The sequence below is a fragment of the Ensifer sp. Root127 genome (assembly GCF_001425225.1).
Classification (GTDB): domain Bacteria; phylum Pseudomonadota; class Alphaproteobacteria; order Rhizobiales; family Rhizobiaceae; genus Ensifer; species Ensifer canadensis.
Genome location: NZ_LMDX01000012.1, coordinates 21,844 through 41,007, shown reverse-complemented (window position 1 = coordinate 41,007; position 19,164 = coordinate 21,844). Strand labels below are relative to the sequence as shown.

The 19,164-nt window shown below is 62.5% G+C and carries 18 protein-coding genes; 9 read left to right on the top strand and 9 right to left on the bottom strand.

Features of this window, described 5'->3' with window-relative positions:
• Positions 1–15: 15 nt before the first annotated feature.
• On the top strand, positions 16–699 hold the full coding sequence (locus ASD03_RS14710) for a glutathione S-transferase family protein (RefSeq protein WP_025427543.1): 684 nt from the start codon (positions 16–18) through the stop codon (positions 697–699).
• Positions 700–739: 40 nt separating this feature from the next.
• Here the strand turns inward: ASD03_RS14710 and ASD03_RS14705 are convergent, their stop codons facing one another.
• Together ASD03_RS14705 and ASD03_RS14700 are read right to left on the bottom strand one after the other, a co-directional pair.
• Positions 740–1,603 carry a hypothetical protein gene (locus ASD03_RS14705; RefSeq protein ID WP_025427544.1) on the bottom strand — a complete coding sequence of 288 codons (864 nt, stop codon included), beginning with the start codon at positions 1,601–1,603 and terminating at the stop codon, positions 740–742.
• Entirely contained in the window at positions 1,600–2,409 is an 810-nt protein-coding gene (locus tag ASD03_RS14700) for an alpha/beta fold hydrolase (RefSeq protein WP_025427545.1), read from the bottom strand. Before ASD03_RS14700 ends, ASD03_RS14705 begins: the two co-directional genes overlap by 4 nt.
• A 222-nt stretch (positions 2,410–2,631) precedes the next feature.
• On the opposite strand from ASD03_RS14700, the gene ASD03_RS14695 reads away from it, so the two are divergent.
• From ASD03_RS14695 to ASD03_RS14685, 3 genes are all read left to right on the top strand, one after another.
• Positions 2,632–3,681, top strand: coding sequence for an aldo/keto reductase (locus ASD03_RS14695; protein WP_057214240.1), 1,050 nt, complete (start codon positions 2,632–2,634; stop codon positions 3,679–3,681).
• Between the two features lie 378 nt (positions 3,682–4,059).
• Positions 4,060–4,464: an antitoxin Xre-like helix-turn-helix domain-containing protein gene (locus ASD03_RS40510; RefSeq protein WP_025427547.1), complete on the top strand. Its 405-nt coding sequence runs from the start codon at positions 4,060–4,062 to the stop codon at positions 4,462–4,464.
• Positions 4,461–5,150, top strand: coding sequence for an RES family NAD+ phosphorylase (locus ASD03_RS14685; RefSeq protein WP_025427548.1), 690 nt, complete (start codon positions 4,461–4,463; stop codon positions 5,148–5,150). The genes ASD03_RS40510 and ASD03_RS14685 overlap by 4 nt, the downstream gene beginning before the upstream one ends.
• Positions 5,151–5,643: 493 nt before the next feature.
• On the opposite strand, the gene ASD03_RS14680 is transcribed toward ASD03_RS14685, so the two are convergent.
• Positions 5,644–6,135: a hypothetical protein gene (locus ASD03_RS14680; protein ID WP_025427549.1), complete on the bottom strand. Its 492-nt coding sequence runs from the start codon at positions 6,133–6,135 to the stop codon at positions 5,644–5,646.
• 364 nt (positions 6,136–6,499) lie between these two features.
• Positions 6,500–7,420, bottom strand: coding sequence for a LysR family transcriptional regulator (locus ASD03_RS14675; RefSeq protein ID WP_025427550.1), 921 nt, complete (start codon positions 7,418–7,420; stop codon positions 6,500–6,502).
• Between the two features lie 239 nt (positions 7,421–7,659).
• Between ASD03_RS14675 and ASD03_RS14670 the strand changes: the two genes are divergently transcribed.
• From ASD03_RS14670 to ASD03_RS14660, 3 genes are all read left to right on the top strand, one after another.
• Positions 7,660–8,070 carry a cupin domain-containing protein gene (locus ASD03_RS14670; RefSeq protein ID WP_025427551.1) on the top strand — a complete coding sequence of 137 codons (411 nt, stop codon included), beginning with the start codon at positions 7,660–7,662 and terminating at the stop codon, positions 8,068–8,070.
• Positions 8,071–8,159: 89 nt separating this feature from the next.
• Positions 8,160–9,149 carry an aldo/keto reductase gene (locus tag ASD03_RS14665; RefSeq protein ID WP_025427552.1) on the top strand — a complete coding sequence of 330 codons (990 nt, stop codon included), beginning with the start codon at positions 8,160–8,162 and terminating at the stop codon, positions 9,147–9,149.
• A 13-nt stretch (positions 9,150–9,162) separates the two neighbouring features.
• Positions 9,163–9,903, top strand: coding sequence for an SDR family oxidoreductase (locus ASD03_RS14660; protein WP_025427553.1), 741 nt, complete (start codon positions 9,163–9,165; stop codon positions 9,901–9,903).
• Positions 9,904–10,095: 192 nt separating this feature from the next.
• On the opposite strand, the gene gcvA is transcribed toward ASD03_RS14660, so the two are convergent.
• Positions 10,096–11,046 (bottom strand): transcriptional regulator GcvA, encoded by a 951-nt coding sequence (gene gcvA / locus ASD03_RS14655; RefSeq protein WP_025427554.1) that lies wholly within the window; start codon positions 11,044–11,046, stop codon positions 10,096–10,098.
• Positions 11,047–11,195: 149 nt separating this feature from the next.
• Between gcvA and ASD03_RS14650 the strand changes: the two genes are divergently transcribed.
• The gene (locus ASD03_RS14650) at positions 11,196–12,614 is read left to right on the top strand and encodes an MFS transporter (protein ID WP_081788907.1); all 1,419 of its coding nucleotides are present in this window, start codon (positions 11,196–11,198) and stop codon (positions 12,612–12,614) included.
• Positions 12,615–12,680: 66 nt separating this feature from the next.
• A complete protein-coding gene (locus tag ASD03_RS14645) occupies positions 12,681–13,085 on the top strand; it encodes a DUF4180 domain-containing protein (protein WP_234907744.1) in 405 nt (134 codons plus the stop codon).
• 142 nt (positions 13,086–13,227) lie between these two features.
• Here the strand turns inward: ASD03_RS14645 and ASD03_RS14640 are convergent, their stop codons facing one another.
• The 4 genes from ASD03_RS14640 to ASD03_RS14625 form a co-directional block, all read right to left on the bottom strand.
• Entirely contained in the window at positions 13,228–13,998 is a 771-nt protein-coding gene (locus ASD03_RS14640; protein WP_025427557.1) for a siderophore-interacting protein, read from the bottom strand.
• 300 nt (positions 13,999–14,298) lie between these two features.
• Positions 14,299–15,774: a DUF1254 domain-containing protein gene (locus ASD03_RS14635; RefSeq protein ID WP_025427558.1), complete on the bottom strand. Its 1,476-nt coding sequence runs from the start codon at positions 15,772–15,774 to the stop codon at positions 14,299–14,301.
• 51 nt (positions 15,775–15,825) lie between these two features.
• On the bottom strand, positions 15,826–17,316 hold the full coding sequence (locus ASD03_RS14630; RefSeq protein WP_038576223.1) for a DUF1254 domain-containing protein: 1,491 nt from the start codon (positions 17,314–17,316) through the stop codon (positions 15,826–15,828).
• A 485-nt stretch (positions 17,317–17,801) separates the two neighbouring features.
• Positions 17,802–19,031, bottom strand: a complete 1,230-nt coding sequence (locus ASD03_RS14625) for a PLP-dependent aminotransferase family protein (protein ID WP_057206203.1) — start codon at positions 19,029–19,031, stop codon at positions 17,802–17,804.
• Positions 19,032–19,164: the final 133 nt, after the last annotated feature.

The window sequence follows — 19,164 nt, the reverse complement described above, 5'->3', positions numbered from 1 at the left end:
TCGGAGATTGTCCGCATGTCGCTCACGCTTTATCTGCATCCGCTCGCCTCATTCTGCCACAAGGTGCTGATCGCGCTCTATGAGAACGATACACCCTTCGAGCCGAGCCTGGTCGATCTTCTGGATCCCGTGGAGGCGGCCCGTTTCGCTGAGCTCTGGCCGGTCGGCAAGATGCCGGTGCTGCGCGACAGCGCCCGCGATGTCACCATCCCGGAGACGTCCATCATCATCGAATATGTCGATCGCCATTACCCCGGCAGCCAGCCGCTGATCCCCAGGGATAGCGACGCGGCGCTACAGGCGCGGCTCTGGGATCGCTTCTTCGATCTCTACATCCATGTGCCGATGCAGAAGATCGTCACCGACACGCTGCGCGCCCAGGGCGAGAACGACCATCGCGGTGTCGCAGATGCCCGCGCTACGCTCGGCGTCGCCTATCGCATGGCCGACCGGCATTTCGCAATCAACGCCTTTGCCGGCGGTGCCGCCTTCAGCCTTGCAGATTGCGCCGCGGCCCCCGCACTCTTTTATGCCGGAATTGTCGAGCCCTTTGCCGACGCCTATCCGCATCTCTCCGCCTATTTCGAACGGCTGCTCGAACGCCCTTCGATGACCCGCGTGCTGGCCGAGGCGCGCCCCTATTTCCACATGTTTCCCTATAAGGATCTCATGCCCGCGCGCTTTCTTGCCGGGGCCTGAAACGGCCTCGAAACCGCCGCCCGCCGTCGGACGCCGCACCCTAGAATTGTGGTTGCGGCTCGGCCTGCCCGCTGCCTTCCGGGCCGCTGTCCCTCGCCTTCGCCGGCTGCAGAACCTCGAGCGTGCGCACCAGCTCCCAGGCCGCCTGAAGTTCGGTTTCAAACAGCGCGATGCTGACATCGATCGGCTCAAGCCTCGCGCGCGAAGACGGTATTTCCCGGCGGCCGATCTCGTCCTGTACCCGGTAGAGATCGGCGCGAAGCGCATCGACATTCAGTCCGAGCGAGTGCAGCACGATGTTGATCTTGCGTTGCAGGTAGCCCCGCGAACCGGCGCTGAGCTCCGAGCGCAAACCCAGGATCGACAGAAAATTGACGAGGAAGAGATAACCGTCGGCCCCGAGATCGGCCTCAGGATAGCGCGGCAAGGCGCGCAACGTCTCGGAAAAGCGTGGCCGCGAGCACAGGAAGATATCGATCCGGAACGCCGTGTCGATCAGCTCGGTCCATTCCGCTTCATCGAGCGGGCCAAGCTCACTCAGTTCATGGTCAAGGTTGAAATAGGGCATCGAGCGCCTGGCGAGGATGAGCGCCAGCCGGACGGTAGAAGGCGACATCGGCGAGCCGCGCGCGGCTTCCGCCTCCGCCAGGCGCACGATGCCGGCGTCCGGCACGCCCCGTTCGATCTCGCCCCGGCTTGCCAGATATTCGTAGCGCAGCATCGACGTCTGGAGATAGGCGAGCCAGGCAAGCCGCACCTGTCTGGATGCGGCCCAGCGCGCCAGAAGATAGCCGCTGCCGACAACGGGCAAGTTGTAGAGGCGCAGATCGTGCCGCTCGAAGCAATTGTGCTCGAAACCGGCAAAGCTCTCCAGCGACAGTTGGGGGCTTGCCACGTCGCTCACCGCAGGCACTCCTCGATGTCGTCGAGTACCCGGCGATAGCCGGCATCGCTCTTGCAGACATCCGTGTGGTTGCGACGATCAACGGTATAGAACGGCGGATCCTGCGCAAAATCGCCGGGTTCGACGATATTTTCATACTGGCCGATCGTGATCTTGGTCGCGACCAGACATCGCAGTCGGCCCCGCGCCAGCCGCGTCAACGTCCCGGCTTCGATATCCCTTATGAAGTCCGATTTAGGCCGAAGGTCTTCCAGGATCGGTGCCTTGTAGAGCAGGCCGCATCGCAGCGCCGCCAGTATCCCGTGCCCCACCATCATCCCGCCCGCGTTGTGCAGCGCGTTCGATCCCTTGTGAGCAGGCGCAAAGAGCAGAAGCTGGATGTGATCCGCATAGGCGTCGTTGGCGCGGGCGAGATCCAGCGCCACCTGCCGCATGATCGCGCCACCCAGCGAATGCGCCACCACGACGACCCGGTCGTAGATGAAGGGCTGCCGCTGCGCTCCGTAATAGATGTAGCGATTGGAAAATTCGGCCGGCTCGGCCAGCAGCTTGCGAAACAGATCGAGCACCCAGCGACTGATCACACGCGCCCGGCTGCGCACGCTGTCATAACCGAGGAAGAGAACGTCCGCAGAGGAAAAAAGCGCATCCCGCCGGATATAGGCACTGGCATTGTGCCACGTCGCCTCCGCGGCGCCGGTAAAACCGTGCAGGAAAACGACCAGCGTTCCGGGCGTATCGAGGCACCAGAAGGCCGAACTGCCCACGCCGAAATCGATCCGGCCGAGACAATAGTGATTGCTCATTGCCCGCCCTTCCAACGCCTCTCCGCCCGCCATGATACAAGGCATTGCCCGATCAAGCGATGCATCTATTATAAGTAGCATTGCGGCGCCGCACGCGCGGACGTTCTCCCGTTCGACGCGGAGCCGACGCCTCATCCGCACCGTCACCTTGTTCCGCCTCGCTCCGCCCCTAATTTGTCACCCAACAGCAAAGGCCGACACCACAGGGAAGAGGAAAGCCAGATGGAATACCGACTGCTTGGCCGCTCCGGCCTGAAAATCTCGACGATCACCATGGGAACGATGACGATCGGTGGCGGCGGCAAGTTCGCGCAGGTCGGCAGTGTCGGTCTCGACGAGGCGCGCCGCTATGTCGACATGTGCCTCGATGCCGGCGTCAACCTGATCGACACCGCCGATATCTATTCCACCGGCGGCTCGGAGGAAATTATCGGCGACATCCTCGCCGGCAAGCGCAAGAACGGCGTGCTGGTTGCCACCAAGGCGCGTTTCAACATGGGGCCGGGCCCGAACGACGGCGGCCTCTCCCGCCACCACCTGATTGCCGCCTGCGAAGCGAGCCTCAGGCGGTTGAAGACCGATGTCATCGATCTCTACCAAGTGCACGAATGGGACGGCCAGACGCCGCTCGAAGAAACGATGGAGGCGCTCGACACGCTCGTTCGCCACGGCAAGGTGCGCTACATCGGCTGCTCCAACTATTCCGGCTGGCACATCATGAAGGCGCTCGGCATCAGCGCGCTCGACCGCCGCCACCGCTTCGTCAGCCAGCAGATCCACTACACGCTCGAAGCCCGCGAGGCCGAATACGAACTGCTGCCGATCAGCATCGACCAGGGCCTCGGCGTGCTCGTCTGGAGCCCGCTTGCCGGCGGCCTGCTGTCGGGCAAGCACCGGCGCAACCAGACGCCGGAGGGTACCCGCCAGCTCGCCGGCTGGAACGAGCCGCCGATCCGCGACGAAGAACGGCTGTGGAAGATCGTCGACATGCTGGTAGCGATATCAGGCGAGCGCGGCGTCTCGCCAGCCCAGATCGCCCTTGCCTGGCTGATCGACCGCAAGGGCGTCACCTCCGTCATCATCGGCGGTCGCCGGGAGGAGCAGTTCCGCGACAACCTTGCCGCCGCAAGCCTCAAGCTTACCGATGAGGAGCGCGAACTGCTCGACGCCGTCAGTCTGCCGCCGGTCATCTATCCCTACTGGCACCAGCTGCGCAGCGCCAAGGACCGACTTGGCGAAGCCGATCTTTCGCTGCTGGGCCCGCATGTGTGAGAGCACGCTATTGCCAACGCGGCGAAGCGCGTTGCCCCTCATCCGGCCTGCCGGCCACCTTCTCCCCGCATGCGGGGAGAAGGAAACCCGCGGCGCCCTACCCATTCACATCGCGCCATACCAAAGCCTCCCGATCACCATGAGAGGGATCGCCGAGTTGCAACCCACTCTGTACCGCGTCCCCTCTCCCCGCCTGCGGGGAGAGGGTTAGGGTGAGGGGCCAATCTGCGACAGCAGTGAGTGGCAAAACTGCGAGAGCCCGGCGAGAACCCACCCGGCCACGCGTCGCTGTCGGACACCACACCTCCCCTTGACTTCCAGCTCAAAACCCCCATTTTATATCATATGATACGGCACGGGATTTCATAGGAGACGTTCATGCCCAGCGCACAGCCGGTTCTTGCCCCCGACCGCGACGCGGCAAGACATGAGGAAGCCGTCATCGTCAGGGCGGTGGTGAAGGCCTGCGACCTGTGGAAGCTGACCAACCGGGAAGCGTCGCAGCTCTTCGACGTGCCGATCGCCACCTGGAACCGGATGAAGGCCGGCGACTTCAAGGGCAAGCTCGACCAGGACAAGCGCATGCGTGCCAGCCTGATCGTCGGCATCTTCAAGGGCCTGCGGCTCTATTTCAACGGACCGCTGACCTATCAATGGCCAAAGGCGGTCAACACCGGGCCGGTCTTCGACGGCCAGTCGCCGGTCGACCTGATGATCGAGGGCGGCATACCCGCGATGATGAAGGTGCGCCGCTATCTCGATGGCCTGCGCGGCGGCCTATGATCGCCGAGATCGATTTTACCGATCCGGCCACCATCCGGCTGATCTCGACCGCCTATATCGACGAGCCGGCCGTCAAGCCGCTCTGCGACGACGAGGACGACATCGAGATCCTCAACCGGCTGGAGGCGCTGACATCCGCGCGGCTGAGCCCGCTGGCGCTACCCGCCGGTGTCAACCCGGCGGAGCTTCTGAACGAATCCTTCGGCTACGGCTGGTCGCTGATCAACGCCGCCTTCTGCCACGCCCGCCCGCCGGGCAACCGCTTCAACAACGAGGACCGCGGCGCCTGGTACTGCGCCTTCGGCGACACCGCGCTCGAAACCTGCCAGGCCGAGATCGTCTATCACCGCACCCGCGCGCTTGCCGACGCCGGTATGTTCCAAGACATCGGCGCCTACCGCGAGCTGATCGCCGGCTTCACCTGCCGTTTCCACGATGTCCGCGGCGAAACCGATGCTACCTATCTCGACTCCGACCCGACCCTTGCCTATCCGGCCGGTCAGGCACTCGCCGCCACTGTCTACGCGGAAGGCGGCAACGGCCTGATCTACCCCTCCGCCCGTCACCTCTCAGGCGAATGCATCGCCGTCTTCCGCCCCGCCGTCATCCAGAACATCCGCCAGGGCCAAACGATCACCTTCGAGTGGAAGGGTTCGCCCGAACCGACGATCCGGCGGGAAGGCTGAGGGTGCCGCAGCGGAGCTGCGGACGCAAAGTCATCTGTGATGCGGAAAGATCTAAATCCACTGACTGCCTAAAAACTCCCTCATTCCGGCCTTGTGCCGGAATCCAGCCAGCCCAAGTCCTTGGGCTGAAAGGTCTTTTGACCTGACAGCCGCCAAGTCGCTGGATGCCGGTACACGGCCGGAATGAGGGAGAGCAAGTCGCGCGCTCCGCCCTGAGCGGAACGGTTCGTCGGAACCAACCACTCAGCACCGGGGCTCGGGAATAGGTCGAAACGCCATCAGGCGGTAAGTTTGGAATGCCGGGAATGCGCTACTGCATGTTTCCTTAGATCCTATTCGATTTAAGGATAAAAACATGCAGCAATTCAAAGTGCTACAGCGACCTTTGCGCGTCTAATAAGACGCGCGGCGCTGTAGCAACGCACGCGACATCATCAATGCGCAGATGCACCACGCTCCCGCTCGCGGTCCATTCGAGCTTGTCAGGGCGTGATTACTGAGCGGCCTGGCAAGCCCTCAGGGCCTTGAAGGCTGCGTCGGTTCCGGCCAATTTTACGACAATGGGATTGCCGCCCTGGGGCGTAATCGTCACAGCCTTCTTCTTGGCCAGGTCATAGATGAAGTCAGCATTGTTGACCCATACGAACGCGCCGCGATAGCCGTCTATGGCTTGGCCCTTCGCCTCGCCGCTGAACTGCTGGCCATCGACATCGAACAGGACCGCAAGCTTTTCGTTTGCAGCAACATTAGCATCAGCTTTGGTGTAGAGCGCCATGTAGCCACGCAGCGCGGCCGTTGCATCGATGCCCATCTGAACTTGTGTACCGTCTGCGTTTGATTTTGTGATCAAGCATCCTGGCCCCATGTTGTCCTTCACGAGAATGTCCCAGCCGGCTTCTGAACCGTATTTGGTCTGGGCCATCACACCGGTTGCAAGGAGGGTCGAGAACGCCAGCGTCAGTCCAATTGCAATCTCCGTTTTCATAGCAATCTCCTTATGTTTAACAGGAATTACCAAGCCAAGCGCGGAAGGACGCCGTTTATAGCAGCGCCCAACAGGCTGCGCTGCAACGGCTTCAACACGAGTTTGCGCGCAGGAGAAAAGCGAGCAACTGCGGCTTTCTAATGGAAACGGGCGAAATACTATCGGCGCTGTCGCCTGGATTGCACCGGCAATCAAATAATTCGGTGGATTAACCCTTCATTAATCTTGGAATCGCCGAAAAATTGATAACGTGAACGTGGCTGCTTGCTTTTGGGCACCGCTGCCAATCGTAAGGCATTGAGGCAACCTTAGGGCGTCCGGCAACGGGCGCTCTTTGCGTGTAGCTCTTGAAAAGTTTCAACGATCACGCCTGCTGGAATGACTTGTGACGCGGACCCCGATACCGCAGCGCGTCGGCAATCAATGCAAATGCGGGCGACGTTTGCCGGCGGCTCGGGTAATAGAGGTGGTAGCCGGCAAAGGGCGGGCACCAATCTTCCAGAACCTGCACCAGCTGGCCCGAGGCGAGATAGGGCGCGACGGCATCTTCAGGCAGGTAGGTCAGGCCCAGCCCGCCAAGGGCCGCGTTCAGCCTGAGCGCGATGTTGTTGAAGACGAGTTGGCCCTCGACCCGCACCTTCACCTCGCGGCCTTGCCTCTCGAATTCCCAGGCATAGATGCCGCCATGGGTCGGCAGGCGCAAGTTGATGCAATTGTGCTCCGTCAGGTCCTGCGGCATTAGCGGCATTTTCCGTGTGGCGAAATAGGCGGGTGCGCCGACCACCGCCATGCGCATGTCGGGCCCGATGCGCACGGCGATCATGTCCTTGGCCACCTGCTCGCCGAGGCGCACGCCGGCGTCGTAGCGCTCCGAGACGATATCGGTCAGGCCGTAGTCGACGATCACCTCGACATGAACATCCGGATAATCAGGCAAGAGCCGCTCCAGCGCCGGCCAGAGGATGCGATCGGCCGCATGCTCGCCGGCGGTGATGCGGATCGTACCCGCCGGCTTGTCGCGAAACGCGCTGAGCGCTGCCAGTTCCTGGTCGATCTCATCCAGGCGCGGCCCAATCGACACCAGCAGCCGCTCGCCAGCTTCGGTCGGCGAGACGCTGCGGGTCGTGCGCGTCAGGAGCCTCAAGCCCAGCCGCGCCTCGAGCCCGCGGATGGTGTGGCTCAGCGCCGACTGTGAGACCCCGAGCTGCGCTGCCGCCTTCGTAAAGCTCCGTTCCCTTGCTACAGCAAGGAAGGCGATGAGGTCATTGATCGGCTGGCGCGGCATTCATGAATTCCCCTCATAAGCTCGTGCGATATTTACCATCTAATCCTGATCAATCCCACGCCCTAAATTGCTGCTGCATGTTTCCTGAGATCCTATTCAATCTAGGGATAAAACACGCAGCAATTCAAAGTGTTACAGCGACCTTTGCGCGTCCAATAAGGCGCGCGGCGCTGTAGTGACGACAGCGACGACGTCAGGCCCGACCACGGCCGCGTCGCCATTTGCAAAGGATCGACGCCATGAACATCAAACGAAGCGGCTCGCAGCCCTCGGCCAAGGGACCGGCGGATTATTTCACCGGCACGGTGCGCATCGATGCCCCCTTCAACGGCTCGTCCCCTGCCCGCGTCGGTGGCGCCACCGTCACGTTCGAGCCCGCCGCCCGCACCGCCTGGCACACCCATCCGCTCGGCCAGACACTGATCGTCCTATCCGGCCTTGGCCGCGTCCAGCGCGAAGGCGGTCCGGTCGAGGAAATCCGCCCCGGTGATATCGTCTGGTTCGAACCGGGCGAGAAGCATTGGCACGGCGCCTCGCCTTCCGCCGCCATGACCCATGTCGCGATCGCCGAAGCCCTCGACGGCAAGGTCGTCGACTGGATGGAGAAGGTCAGCGATGCGGACTATGGCGCCGAAATCAGGGCCGACTGATCGCCATCTCCCGGAGCGCCCTCGCCAGCCCGGCCGTGTGCGCCATTTCTAGCCCAAAGACATCATCATTCGAGACAAGGAAAAGCCCCATGGAAAAGCGCACACTCGGCAAAAGCGGCCTTGAAGTCTCCGCCCTCGGCCTCGGCTGCATGGGCCTCAGCTACGGCTATGGCCCGGCAACGGAGAAGCAAGCGGCAATCGCCCTCATCCGCACCGCGTTCGAGCGCGGCGTCACCTTCTTCGACACCGCCGAGGCCTATGGCCCCTACCAAAACGAAGAACTGCTCGGCGAGGCGCTCGCGCCGATGCGCAACAAGGTGGTGATCGCCACCAAGTTCGGTTTCGACTTTGACAACCAAGGTGGCCAGAGCGGCATGAACAGCCGGCCGGATCAGATCCGCAAGGTCGCCGATGCGGCACTGAAGCGCCTGAAGACGGACGTCATCGACCTCTTCTACCAGCATCGTGTCGATCCCAATGTGCCGATCGAGGACGTGGCCGGCACGGTGCAGCGGCTGATCAGCGAAGGCAAGGTCAGGCATTTCGGCCTTTCCGAAGCCGGCGCCGAGACCATCCGCAAGGCCCATGCGGAACAGAAGGTCGCTGCACTCCAGAGCGAGTATTCGCTGTGGTGGCGCGAACCGGAGGCCGAAATCCTGCCGCTGCTCGAAGAGCTCGGCATCGGCTTCGTACCCTTCAGCCCGCTCGGCAAGGGGTTCCTGACCGGCGCCATCAACGCCGACACCACCTTCGACGCCAAGGATTTCCGCAATGTCGTGCCGCGCTTCACGCCGGAGGCGCGCAAGGCCAATCAGGCGCTGGTCGATCTCCTGGGCCAGATCGCTGCCCGCAAGGGAAAAACGCCGGCGCAGGTAGCACTCGCCTGGCTGCTGGCGCAACAGCCTTGGATCGTGCCGATCCCCGGCACCACCAAGCTGCCCCGGCTCGAGGAAAACATCGGCGCCGCGGCCGTACGGCTGACCTCGGACGATCGCGGCGAAATCGACGATGCGCTCGCCAAGGTCACCATCGAGGGCGATCGTTATCCGGCCCACCTGCAGGCGCGCGTCGGCCGCTGAAGAAGAGGCAACAATGACAGAGAATATCAAGGACAAGGTGGTCGTCATCACCGGCGCCAGCAGCGGCCTTGGCGAAGCGACGGTGCGGCGGCTTGCCGGTGACGGCGCCAGGCTGGTGCTGGGCGCGCGCCGCATCGACCGGCTGCGGGCGCTTGCCGACGAGCTATCGCTCGGCAAGCAAGCTGCCGTTCAGACCGACGTAACGTCGTTCGAGGAGGTCAAGCGCCTGGTCGATCACGCCGTCCGGCTCCATGGCCGCATCGACGTCATGCTCAACAATGCCGGGCTGATGCCGCACTCGCCATTGGAGCGCTGCAAGGTCGAGGATTGGGACCGCACCATCGACGTCAACCTCAAGGGCGTGCTCTACGGCATCGGTGCTGCACTTCCTCACATGAAGCAGCAGAAGAGCGGCCACATCATCAACGTCTCCTCGGTCGCCGGCCACAAGGTCGGCCCCGGCGGTGCCGTCTATGCCGCCACCAAACACGCCGTACGCGTGATTTCCGAGGGGCTGCGGCAGGAGGTGAAACCCTACAATATCCGCACCACCATCATCTCGCCGGGGGCGGTCGCGACCGAACTGCCCGACAGCGTCACCGAGACTGATGTCGCCGAGAATGTCCGCGCGCTCTACGAGCGTATCGCCATCCCCGCCGACAGCTTTGCCCGCGCCGTGGTCTACGCCATGAGCCAGCCGGAGGATGTCGACATCAACGAGATCCTGTTCCGGCCGACCAGCCAGGAATATTGAAGCCGCGGGAGGGTGGCGCCTTGCCGCCCTCCTCTCGTGATCCCTTCGATCGCGCAAGCTGCTTCCTGCGCAAATACCGCTACAACGACCTCGGCAGCAAGACGCCGCGCCTCTCGACGAGACGCGGCGTTTTTCTTTTGCGGGTGGCGCAACGAGGAGAACCGGGCGAAAGCACCTGTCGAGGCAGCAGCGTCAGCCGGCTGCTACGGAGGCAATTGCCGCCGGTTTCGCTCCCTGGCCAACCTCGCCCAGCATCCAGTCGCAAAACGCCAGAACCCGCGGATCCTGGCCAGAGCTTTCGGGATAGACGAGGTGATAGGCATAGTCCTCGGCGACGCTGACGCCGATGTCGAACAGCTGCACCAGCCGTCCCTCGGCAAGTTCGTTGCGGATCATCGCGAGATCGACAAGGCCGACAGCGCCACCATCGATAACGGCCTCGACCACATGGCTGGTGTCGGTAAAGGCCACGCATCGGCTGTCGTCGAAATCATCGATGCCGGCAGCCGCCATCCACATGCGCCAGTTCGGCCACAGCATGCCTTCGGTATAGCATTCGACATGGCAAAGCGTCTGAGCGAAGAGATCGCGTGGCGTCTTCGGCCGTCCGCTGGCAGCGATCAGCTTCGGGCTGCAGACCGGGGCGATCACCGCCTCGAACAGGCGCTCAGACCGCGTCTGCGCATAACGGCCGGAGCCGAAGCGGATGGCGATATCGACATCGTCGGCGTCGAAATCCCTGACCTCGTCGCTGATGTCGAATGTCAGCTCGATCGTCGGGTTGGCGGCACGAAATTGCGACAGCCGCGGCAACAGCCAGTTGGTGGCAAAACGCGGGCTGAGCGACACGCGCAACTGCTGGGCGCCGCGCGCCATCCGGCGCGCACGGCCGACCGCCCGCTGCAGCGTCTCGAGCGCCTGGACCGCTGCCTCGAACACCACGGCGCCGGCCGGCGTCAGCTGGATGCTGCGGCTGGTGCGGGTGAACAGCACGAGGCCGAGTTGATCCTCGATTTCCTTGATCTGGTAGCTGACCGCCGCCGGCGTCAGCCCGACTTCGTCGGCCGCACGGGTGAAATTGAGATGGCGACCGGCAGCCTCGAAGGTTCTGAGCGCGCGGGTTCCTGGCAGCATTCGGCTCATGGATCTTCAAGCTCCATTTAACAATGCATCGAGAACTATTTGTTTTTCAATGAGCGATCAATCGGTGATGATCGAAAGCATTGATGATCGAAGCCATCGGGACCGCAGATTTCCGTCTCGCGGCGCCCAAATTTCCATGGAGTGAACATATGTCAGTTGGCTTGACCCCGAGCGATGGGCGGGCAGATAGCGCTGCCCTTGCGCCCGGTCAGAACGACGCGCTGCATTGGCCGGCGCGCCTTTGGGTAGCGCTCTTCATCTTCAGCGGGGTGATCCTGCTCGACGGGCTCGATATCTCGATGATTGCCGTAGCGATCCCCGAAATCCAGCATGAGTTCGGTATCAGTGCAGCCACCGCACAATGGCTGGTCAGCGCCTATATCCTCGCCTTCGGCGGCTTCCTGCTTCTGGGCGGGCGCTGTGCGGATCTGTTCGGCCGCAGGCGTGTGTTGGTCGTCGGGCTCGGTGTCTTTGCCGTGGTGTCGCTGTTCGGCATGGTCACCAACGACCCGATCCTTTTGATCGTTTCGCGCTTCATCAAGGGCATGACCGCAGGTTTCACCGGACCGGCGGCCATGTCGTTGCTGACCACGACCTTCCCGGAAGGCCCCCACCGCAACAAGGCTTTCGGCATCTTCAACCTCTTCGAGGCTTCGGGCTACTCCTCCGGCCTGCTCGTCGGCGGGCTGCTCGCCGGGCTGGACTGGCGCTACATCTTCGTGCTGCCGGCGCCGATCGCGGTGCTGTTGATGCTGGCTGCTTTGCGCTTCCTGCCGCCGGATGCGCCGCGCGCCGAGCGCCTGCGGCCGGATGTCGGCGGCGCGGTCACCCTCGTCGCCGGCATGCTGCTGCTCGTCTTCACCGTCGCCTCGACGGCCGATGCCGGCTGGACCTCGCTGCGCACGACCGGTGGCCTTGCGCTCTCCGCCCTGCTGCTCATCACTTTCCTGCTGATCGAGCACCATGTCGAGCAGCCGCTGATCCGGCTCGGCATCTTTCGCAACCGCGGCCTAGTAGCCGCCAATGTCAGCGCCGCCCTGCTCTATGGCGGCGCGATGGGCTTTCAATTCCTGATCGCTCTCTATCTGCAGAACCTCCAGGGTTGGAAACCGATACATATGGCTTTGATGCTCCTGCCGGCCGGTCTCATGGTGGTCATCCTCGGGCCGAAACTGGGGGCATTGATGAACCGTTTCGGCGTCCGTCGCGTGTTGATGGTTGGACTTGTGGCTTTCGTGCCCTGCTATCTCCTGATGCTGCGGATCGGCCCGACGCCTGACCTGTGGACCGTATTGCTGCCGGCATCGCTGCTCTGGGGCATTGGCTTTGCGCTCAGCATCTCGGCGCTGATGGTCGTCGGGACCAGTGGTGTCGCAGACGAGGAACAGGGGCTGGCCGCCGGACTGCTCAACAGCTCGCTGCAGGTCGGCGGCGCCTGCGGACTTGCCGTCGTCACCGCCGCGATCATGCCCGGCACGCAACTCGCCATGCTCTATCCCGGCGTCATCGTCATCCTGGCCTTTGCTATCCTGACGCTGCTGGCGCAATTGATCCATCGCCGCCGCTGAGGAGGCCGGCGCCGGCGCCGACCCGATCAACGGTCGGTCGCCGGCGACTACGTGTAAGGCATAATCTTGCAACCTCCGTCTTTCCTCGCTATGCCCTTCGCCATGGAACAGCTCGTCGAAATCGGAAATACGCGTGTTCTCAGATGCGCAGACGAAGGCGGCCTGCTGCGGGTCGCAGGCGACGCCAATGATTTTCTTGGCGATGCCTGGGCCCATAGTGCCGATATGCTCGCGATCCCGGTCACGCGCCTCGGCCCGGATTTCCTCAACCTCAGCACGCGCGTCGCCGGCGAGGTCTTCCAGAAGTTCGTGAACTACCGCATGAAATGCGCCATCGTCGGCGATATCTCTGGGGCGCTTGAAAGCAGCAAGGCGCTTGGCGACTTCGTTCGCGAAACCAACAAGGGCAATGCGCTCTGGTTTGTGCACGATTTCGATGCGCTTCGCCTCAAGCTCGCCAGCGCCGCCTGACCCAGCTTTCCCGAATGCATGTCGCGCAAAAATGCGCTGCGGTTTTGCAATGACGACATGTGAAAAACCCGGAACTTAAAGCGCGGCAAGCACACCCCGGAGCTCGCGGCGCGCTTCAAGCGAACGGCCCGCCCCGTGGCGGTTACTCAAACTTCTCCGTGCTATCCGCCTTGCCCTTGACCCAATATCCCGATGCCTTGATCCAGGAGAGCGGATAGCCACGTTCCTCGGTGAGATGCGCGCGGATCGCCCGCGTCACCGAGGCTTCGGCCGCGACCCAGACGAAAGTGTTGGGCTCGATGACGACAGAGCTAAGGATGGCGAGAAGCGCCGAGGCGTCGGTCGCCTGATGCAAGGGGCGATAGACCCAGTGGCACGTCAGGTCGGCCTTCGTCTCGAACGCCTGTTGCTCGGCAGCGTCAGCGACGGCGGCAATGCTGGTGATACGGGCGCCGGCAGTGGCCTCCTCGATCCGCCGACCGATCGCCGGCAGCGCTGTCTCGTCGCCGATCAGCAGCCAGCGCTCGACGTTGGAAATAACCGCCGAGCCGCGTGGGCCGCCGACGCTCAAGCCATCGCCCGGGCGCGCGTTCATTGCCCACTCCGTGATCGGCCCGGCCTCGTGCAGCGCGAAATCAAGCACCAGCGTGCGGGCGGCGGCATCGTAGCGGCGCGGCGTATAGTCCCGCCGCTCCTCCGTGCCCTCGGCTGAAGGCACCAGGATCTTGACGTGATCATCGGCGCCAAGGCTGACGAAATCGGCAAGGTCATCGCCAGAGAGCGTGATGCGCAGCATGCCGGGCGTGATCCGCTCGACATCGGTAACAGTGAGCGTGCGTCGCTTGAGATCGTGACGCACACGCTCGATCCTTGGGGTGGAAGCACTGTGGAAAGAGGGTTGGCTGTTGTCCATCTGTATCCTCTGGGGGCTCGCAAATCTCGATCCGCAGGACACAGTCGCGCAGATCGAAACATGAGAGCCGTTCGATCATACGCGTTGAGTGACGTTAACGCTTACGTGGCCGGACAGCGCCCGACCATTTCGCCCGTTGTAGCCGACATGCCGCCCTTCTGCAACGCGTTCTGAACGCGCTACCAAGAGCGACAGCGCCTCTAGAGCGTTCGGACCAAACGGCGTCGCCGAAACGCTCTATCTGTTTGTTTTTGCGCATTTCCCGACGGAAAACCGCTTCGCACTTTTCCTGGAAAGGCTCTATCCCGCCTTGTCGACCGCCGGCGGCGTCCATGTGCCGTCGACAACCGTCGGCTTTGGCCAGTAGGCGCGGATGTAGAGCGAGAAATCCCCGTCCTCCGGCGCCGGCAGCCAGTTGTCGCGAAGGTCCTCCTTCGGCGGCTCGGACTGGACGTAGATCGTCAATGATCCATCGGCATTGTATTTCAGTGACTTGTTCTTGGTGCCGAGAGAATAGCGCTTGATATCGTTCGGCTCGAAGAAGTGGTGCTCGTTGTAGAGCGTCAACGACCAGAATCCATTGACCGCAGGTGCTTCGCCCTTGGCAAAGGTCACGGTGTAGCTGTTCTTGCCGTTCAGGCGTGCGCTCGCCTGATCGAGATCCTGGTAGAAATACTTGGTCTCGGATGGCGCGTTGACGAAGATGTTCGACTTGGCGACGGCCGTACGGGTGTAATAGTCCGTGCCGAACGCCGCGTTGTTCGACGTCGTCGTCCAATTGTGCGTCAAGGGCAGGCCGTAGTTGCGGAACTGGAACAGCGGCTTGACCAGCCGCTCCTCTGCCTCCACAGCCGCCTCGTCCACCGCTTTGCGAATAGCCGGGTCGGCCTTGGCCGCTTCAGCGACCGCAAGCACCTGGGCGTAGCGCGCCTCTTCGCCCGGCAAGGGCGGCGCATCGGCGAGAACCAGCGGCAACTCGTCGATGAATTTCTCCGGCACCACCCATTGCGTTTCCGCCGATCCGTCACCGGAGGCCGGCACCTTCTTGACCGTGCTCCAGTCGACCGACTTCATCGTGCCGTCGAATTCCGACAACGGATAGAGCGTGATGCCCTTCAGCACCTCCTGGATGGCTGCCTTGTCCTCAGGCGTATCGTCCTGGAAGACGCGCGGAATGACGTTGGCGGTGTTGGTCGAGGCGCGGAAAACCTTGGTGATGCCCTTGGGAACCTCCCCCTGCCAGTTCGGCCCGACGAGCAGGTAGAATCCCGGCTGCGTGCCATACATCTTGCCGAGCTGGGCAAAGCTGTCGGTCCTGAGGTCGACGACCTGATAGACCCAGAAGCGATCCTTGAAGTCTGGGACCTGAATGACAACCGGCGATTGGTCGAGCCCCAGCAGCCCTGCGCCATAGACCACGTCCTGGTTCGGGCAGGCCACCAGCCGCTCATCCGGCTCGATATAGTCCGTCAGCATCGTCAGGCTGTTGATCGGCGCCATCGGGGCGGCACCGGAATAGATCCGCTGCGGAATCTTGGAAAAGGCCAGCCGCCGATTGAACATGTTGACCATCGGCCATGCCCAGAAATAGGCATCGCTGACGACGAGCTTTGCATAGTCGGCGGTGATCCGCGTGCCTGAAACCGGGCCGGCGGGCATGGAGGTGGCCCAGGCGGGCGAGATCCGTACCGGTTCTGCCGCTGCTTGGCGAACAGCAAGGATCGCGGCAATCGCGGTCACGGCCAGGATCGGGCGATGGGTTGTGGTGGTGACCATAAGAAATTCCCAGGGAAATGAAGCGACGGGCGCCGATTGGCAGACCGTGGATTACTTGACCTTCTCCAGATCGCCGGGCTTCCAGCTCTTGTCGAAGAAGGCCTTGGTCGGGCCGTAGAGGCGCAGGATCGTGAAGAAGCCCTGGTCGGGAATCGTGGCGATCCAGTTCTTCCCCTCACCCGGCGACTTCGGCCCGAAATAGATATCGGTCGAGCCGTCGGCATTCTGGACCGGCTTGTCCATGGTGTTGAGCGAGGGGAACGGCTGGCCGTTGTCAAGGCCCGATCCGGTGACCGGATCGTAGACCGTCACCGACCAGAAGATCTTGGCCGGGATATCCTTGGGCAGGGTCAGCTTGTAGTTCACGTCGCCCGAGAGATAGTCGCCGTCGGCGTCCCTGAAGGCATTGGGATATTTGGCGCCGACATTCTCCATGTTGATCGCCATGCCCGGGCTGGTCGAATAGGCATAGGTGAAGAAGCTGGAGCGGGCATCAAGCTGGTTGTAGCTGTCGGCGGTGAAATCGGCATTGGTCGAAAACGGGTTCAGCCACTGTCGGTCCTCGTAATATCTCAACGAGGTCGGCCCATAGCCTAGGCCATGCGCCATGCGCGAGGCGGTCTTGGCCGCATCGTCGAGCAGCTTGCGCATCTCTTCGTCGGGCGCAAACGCCTGCCCCTTGATGATGCCGAGATCGGCGGCCATGCCGCGCATCTCGAAATCCTTGGGGTCGACATATTCGTGCTCGACGAAGCGCGCCAGCATGTCGAAGGCCGCGCCATCCTGCGGATAGAGCATGTTGACCGCCACGCCTGAGGCATCGGGGAACTCCATCTTCTTCGCCGTCGCCTCCTTGCCGAGCGGATAGATGCGGGTCTGTTCCATCACCTTCACCGGCTCTTCCAGTTGCTTCGGGTCCTTGAAGAAGCCGCGCCAGAAGACGAAGACGCCATAGGTTCCGGAGCGATAGGTGAAGTAGCCGTCGGGAATTCCGCCCTCATAGTCCGGCGGCAGGATCAGATACTTTCCGCCCTTGCCCTGGTCCGGTCCGGGCAGCCCGACATCACCCGCCCATTTGCGTCCGCCGATCTCGCCTTCAGACGGGATCGGCCGCTGGAAGAAATCGTCGAGGATCCCCTGAAGTCCGGGCGGAACCTCGATCACCATCGGCCCGTCTTGCTTGAGGTCGAGATAGCCGAGCCCATAGATCACATCGGAATTGGGCGTGGTGATCAGCGTCTTGGCATCAAGCCGCTTCTTGAAGATCGGCAGGACATTGTAGCCTTTGCCGAATTTGGCCTCCGAGCCTTCCTTCATGCCGTACATGTTGAGCGCCGGCAGCGCCCAGAGATAGGTCTGCACCGCCCGCTGGAAGATCAACTCTTTCTGCAGCGCGGTGACGCTGTCCGGCGACAGATATCCCTTGGTGTAGGGCGCGCGCGCCAGATCGCGCGCGTCGGCAGCGACAGTGGTTGAGGTCATCGTCGAAAGGGCGAGAAGGCCCGCAGTCAGGCCAGTAGCTAGAATAGTGTATCGTGGCATCGTCCGCTCCTGGAATGCTCGATCACAAGATCACATCGATGGAGATGACAGAAGAACGTAACAGTTACGATGGCGGCGTAACGACAGATTCAGGGCGGGCGGGGCCAATCGCGGCCAGCCAAAGCGTGTCCCGCTAAACAGCATTCCTGTGCCGTCACCAGCCCGGCCGTTTCCGCTCCGCTCAAAGCGGAAGAGACACCACAAAGCTCAGCAAATTCAGGCGGGATTGCTGACAAGCCATGCATTGTCCTCGACAGATCGCTGGGACGGCCTAGCGAGGAACCCTCACTCCTGTGCTTGTCACAGGAGTCCAGTCAGTCCAAGTCCTTGGACGGAAAGGTCTTTCGATCCGACAGACGTCGGATCGCTGGATCCCCGTCACAAGGGCGAGGATGAGGAAGAGTGAGGGGCTCTTCCCATCAAATCAAAAAAGGCGCGCCCGTTTCCGCGGACGCGCCTCTCTAGGAGAAACCGGGTGGCTACCGTCAGGCCGCCAGTGCCGCGGCTTCGCCGCGCACGAGATCGCTGAGACGGCGGATGCCCTCTTCGATCATCTTGTCGTTGGCGCAGGAGAAGGAAACGCGCAGCGTGTTCTCGCCCGAACCGTCGGCAAAGAAGGCGCGGCCGGGCACGAAGGCGACCTTGGCCGTCTCCAGCGATTTCGCCAGAAGCGCCGTTCCGTCCATGCCCTTGGGCAGCGTCACCCAGACGAACATGCCGCCTTCCGGCTTGGTCCAGGTCACGCCATCGGGCATGTACTTTTCAAGGGCTGCCAGCATGGCGCTGCGGCGGTGCTTGTAGACCCTGTGGATCTTGGCGACCTGCGCGTCGAAACCACGCTCGGCAACCGTGCAGATCGCCATCTGGTTGATGGTCGAGGAATGCAGGTCGGCCGCCTGCTTCAAGAGAACGAGCTTGCGGATCACCGTTTCCGAGGCGCAGACCCAGCCGACGCGCAGACCCGGCGCCAGCGTCTTGGAGAACGAACCGCAATAGACGGTGCGGGTGTGGTTGATGTCGCCCTTGCGGGCGATTTCCAACGCCAGGATCGGCGGGATCGCCTCGCCGTCGTAGCGCAGCGACTGGTAGGCGGCGTCTTCGATAACGGCAATGTCGAGCTCTTCGGCAAGGTCGAGCACCCGTTCGCGCCCTGCCCGGTCCACCGTCTCGCCCGTCGGGTTGGAGAAGTCGGCCGAGAGATAGGCGAACTTGACGCGGCCGCCGGCGGCTTTCGCGGCCTCGGCATAGGCCGCAGGCGTGCGGTTGCCGCCCGGGTTCAGCTGGTCATAATGCGGCTCATAGGCGTTGAACGCCTGCAGCGCGCCGAGATACGTCGGCCAGGTCACGAGCGCCGTGTCGTTGGGCGACAGGAACAGCTTGCCGATATAGTCGAGGCCCTGCTGCGAACCCGAGGTGATGAAAATGTTGTCGACACCGGCTGGAATGCCGATCTTTTCCATCTGCTTGGCGAGCCATTCACGCAGCGGCTTGTAGCCTTCGCTGACGGAATACTGCAGCGCAGCGCTGACGGCGGGGCCGGAGAAGATCTCCGCATATGCGTCCTTGAACTCCACATCCGGAAACAGCTCGGGATCGGGAATGCCACCGGCAAACGAGATGATGTCGGGGCGGTCGAGCAGTTTCAACAGTTCGCGGATTTCCGAGGCGCGCATCCTGCTGGCGCGCGTCGCGAATATATGGTCCCAGTCGAGCATTGGGTCGTTTCCTCAAGGATTATTGGAGCGGGGCAGCGCCTCCAGGCTTCGTCCCGCAATCATTCTCATTGTGCTTCGACAGGATCACGGCGGCTAATTTATGTCAATGTTATTGACCTAAATCGGCTTCAAT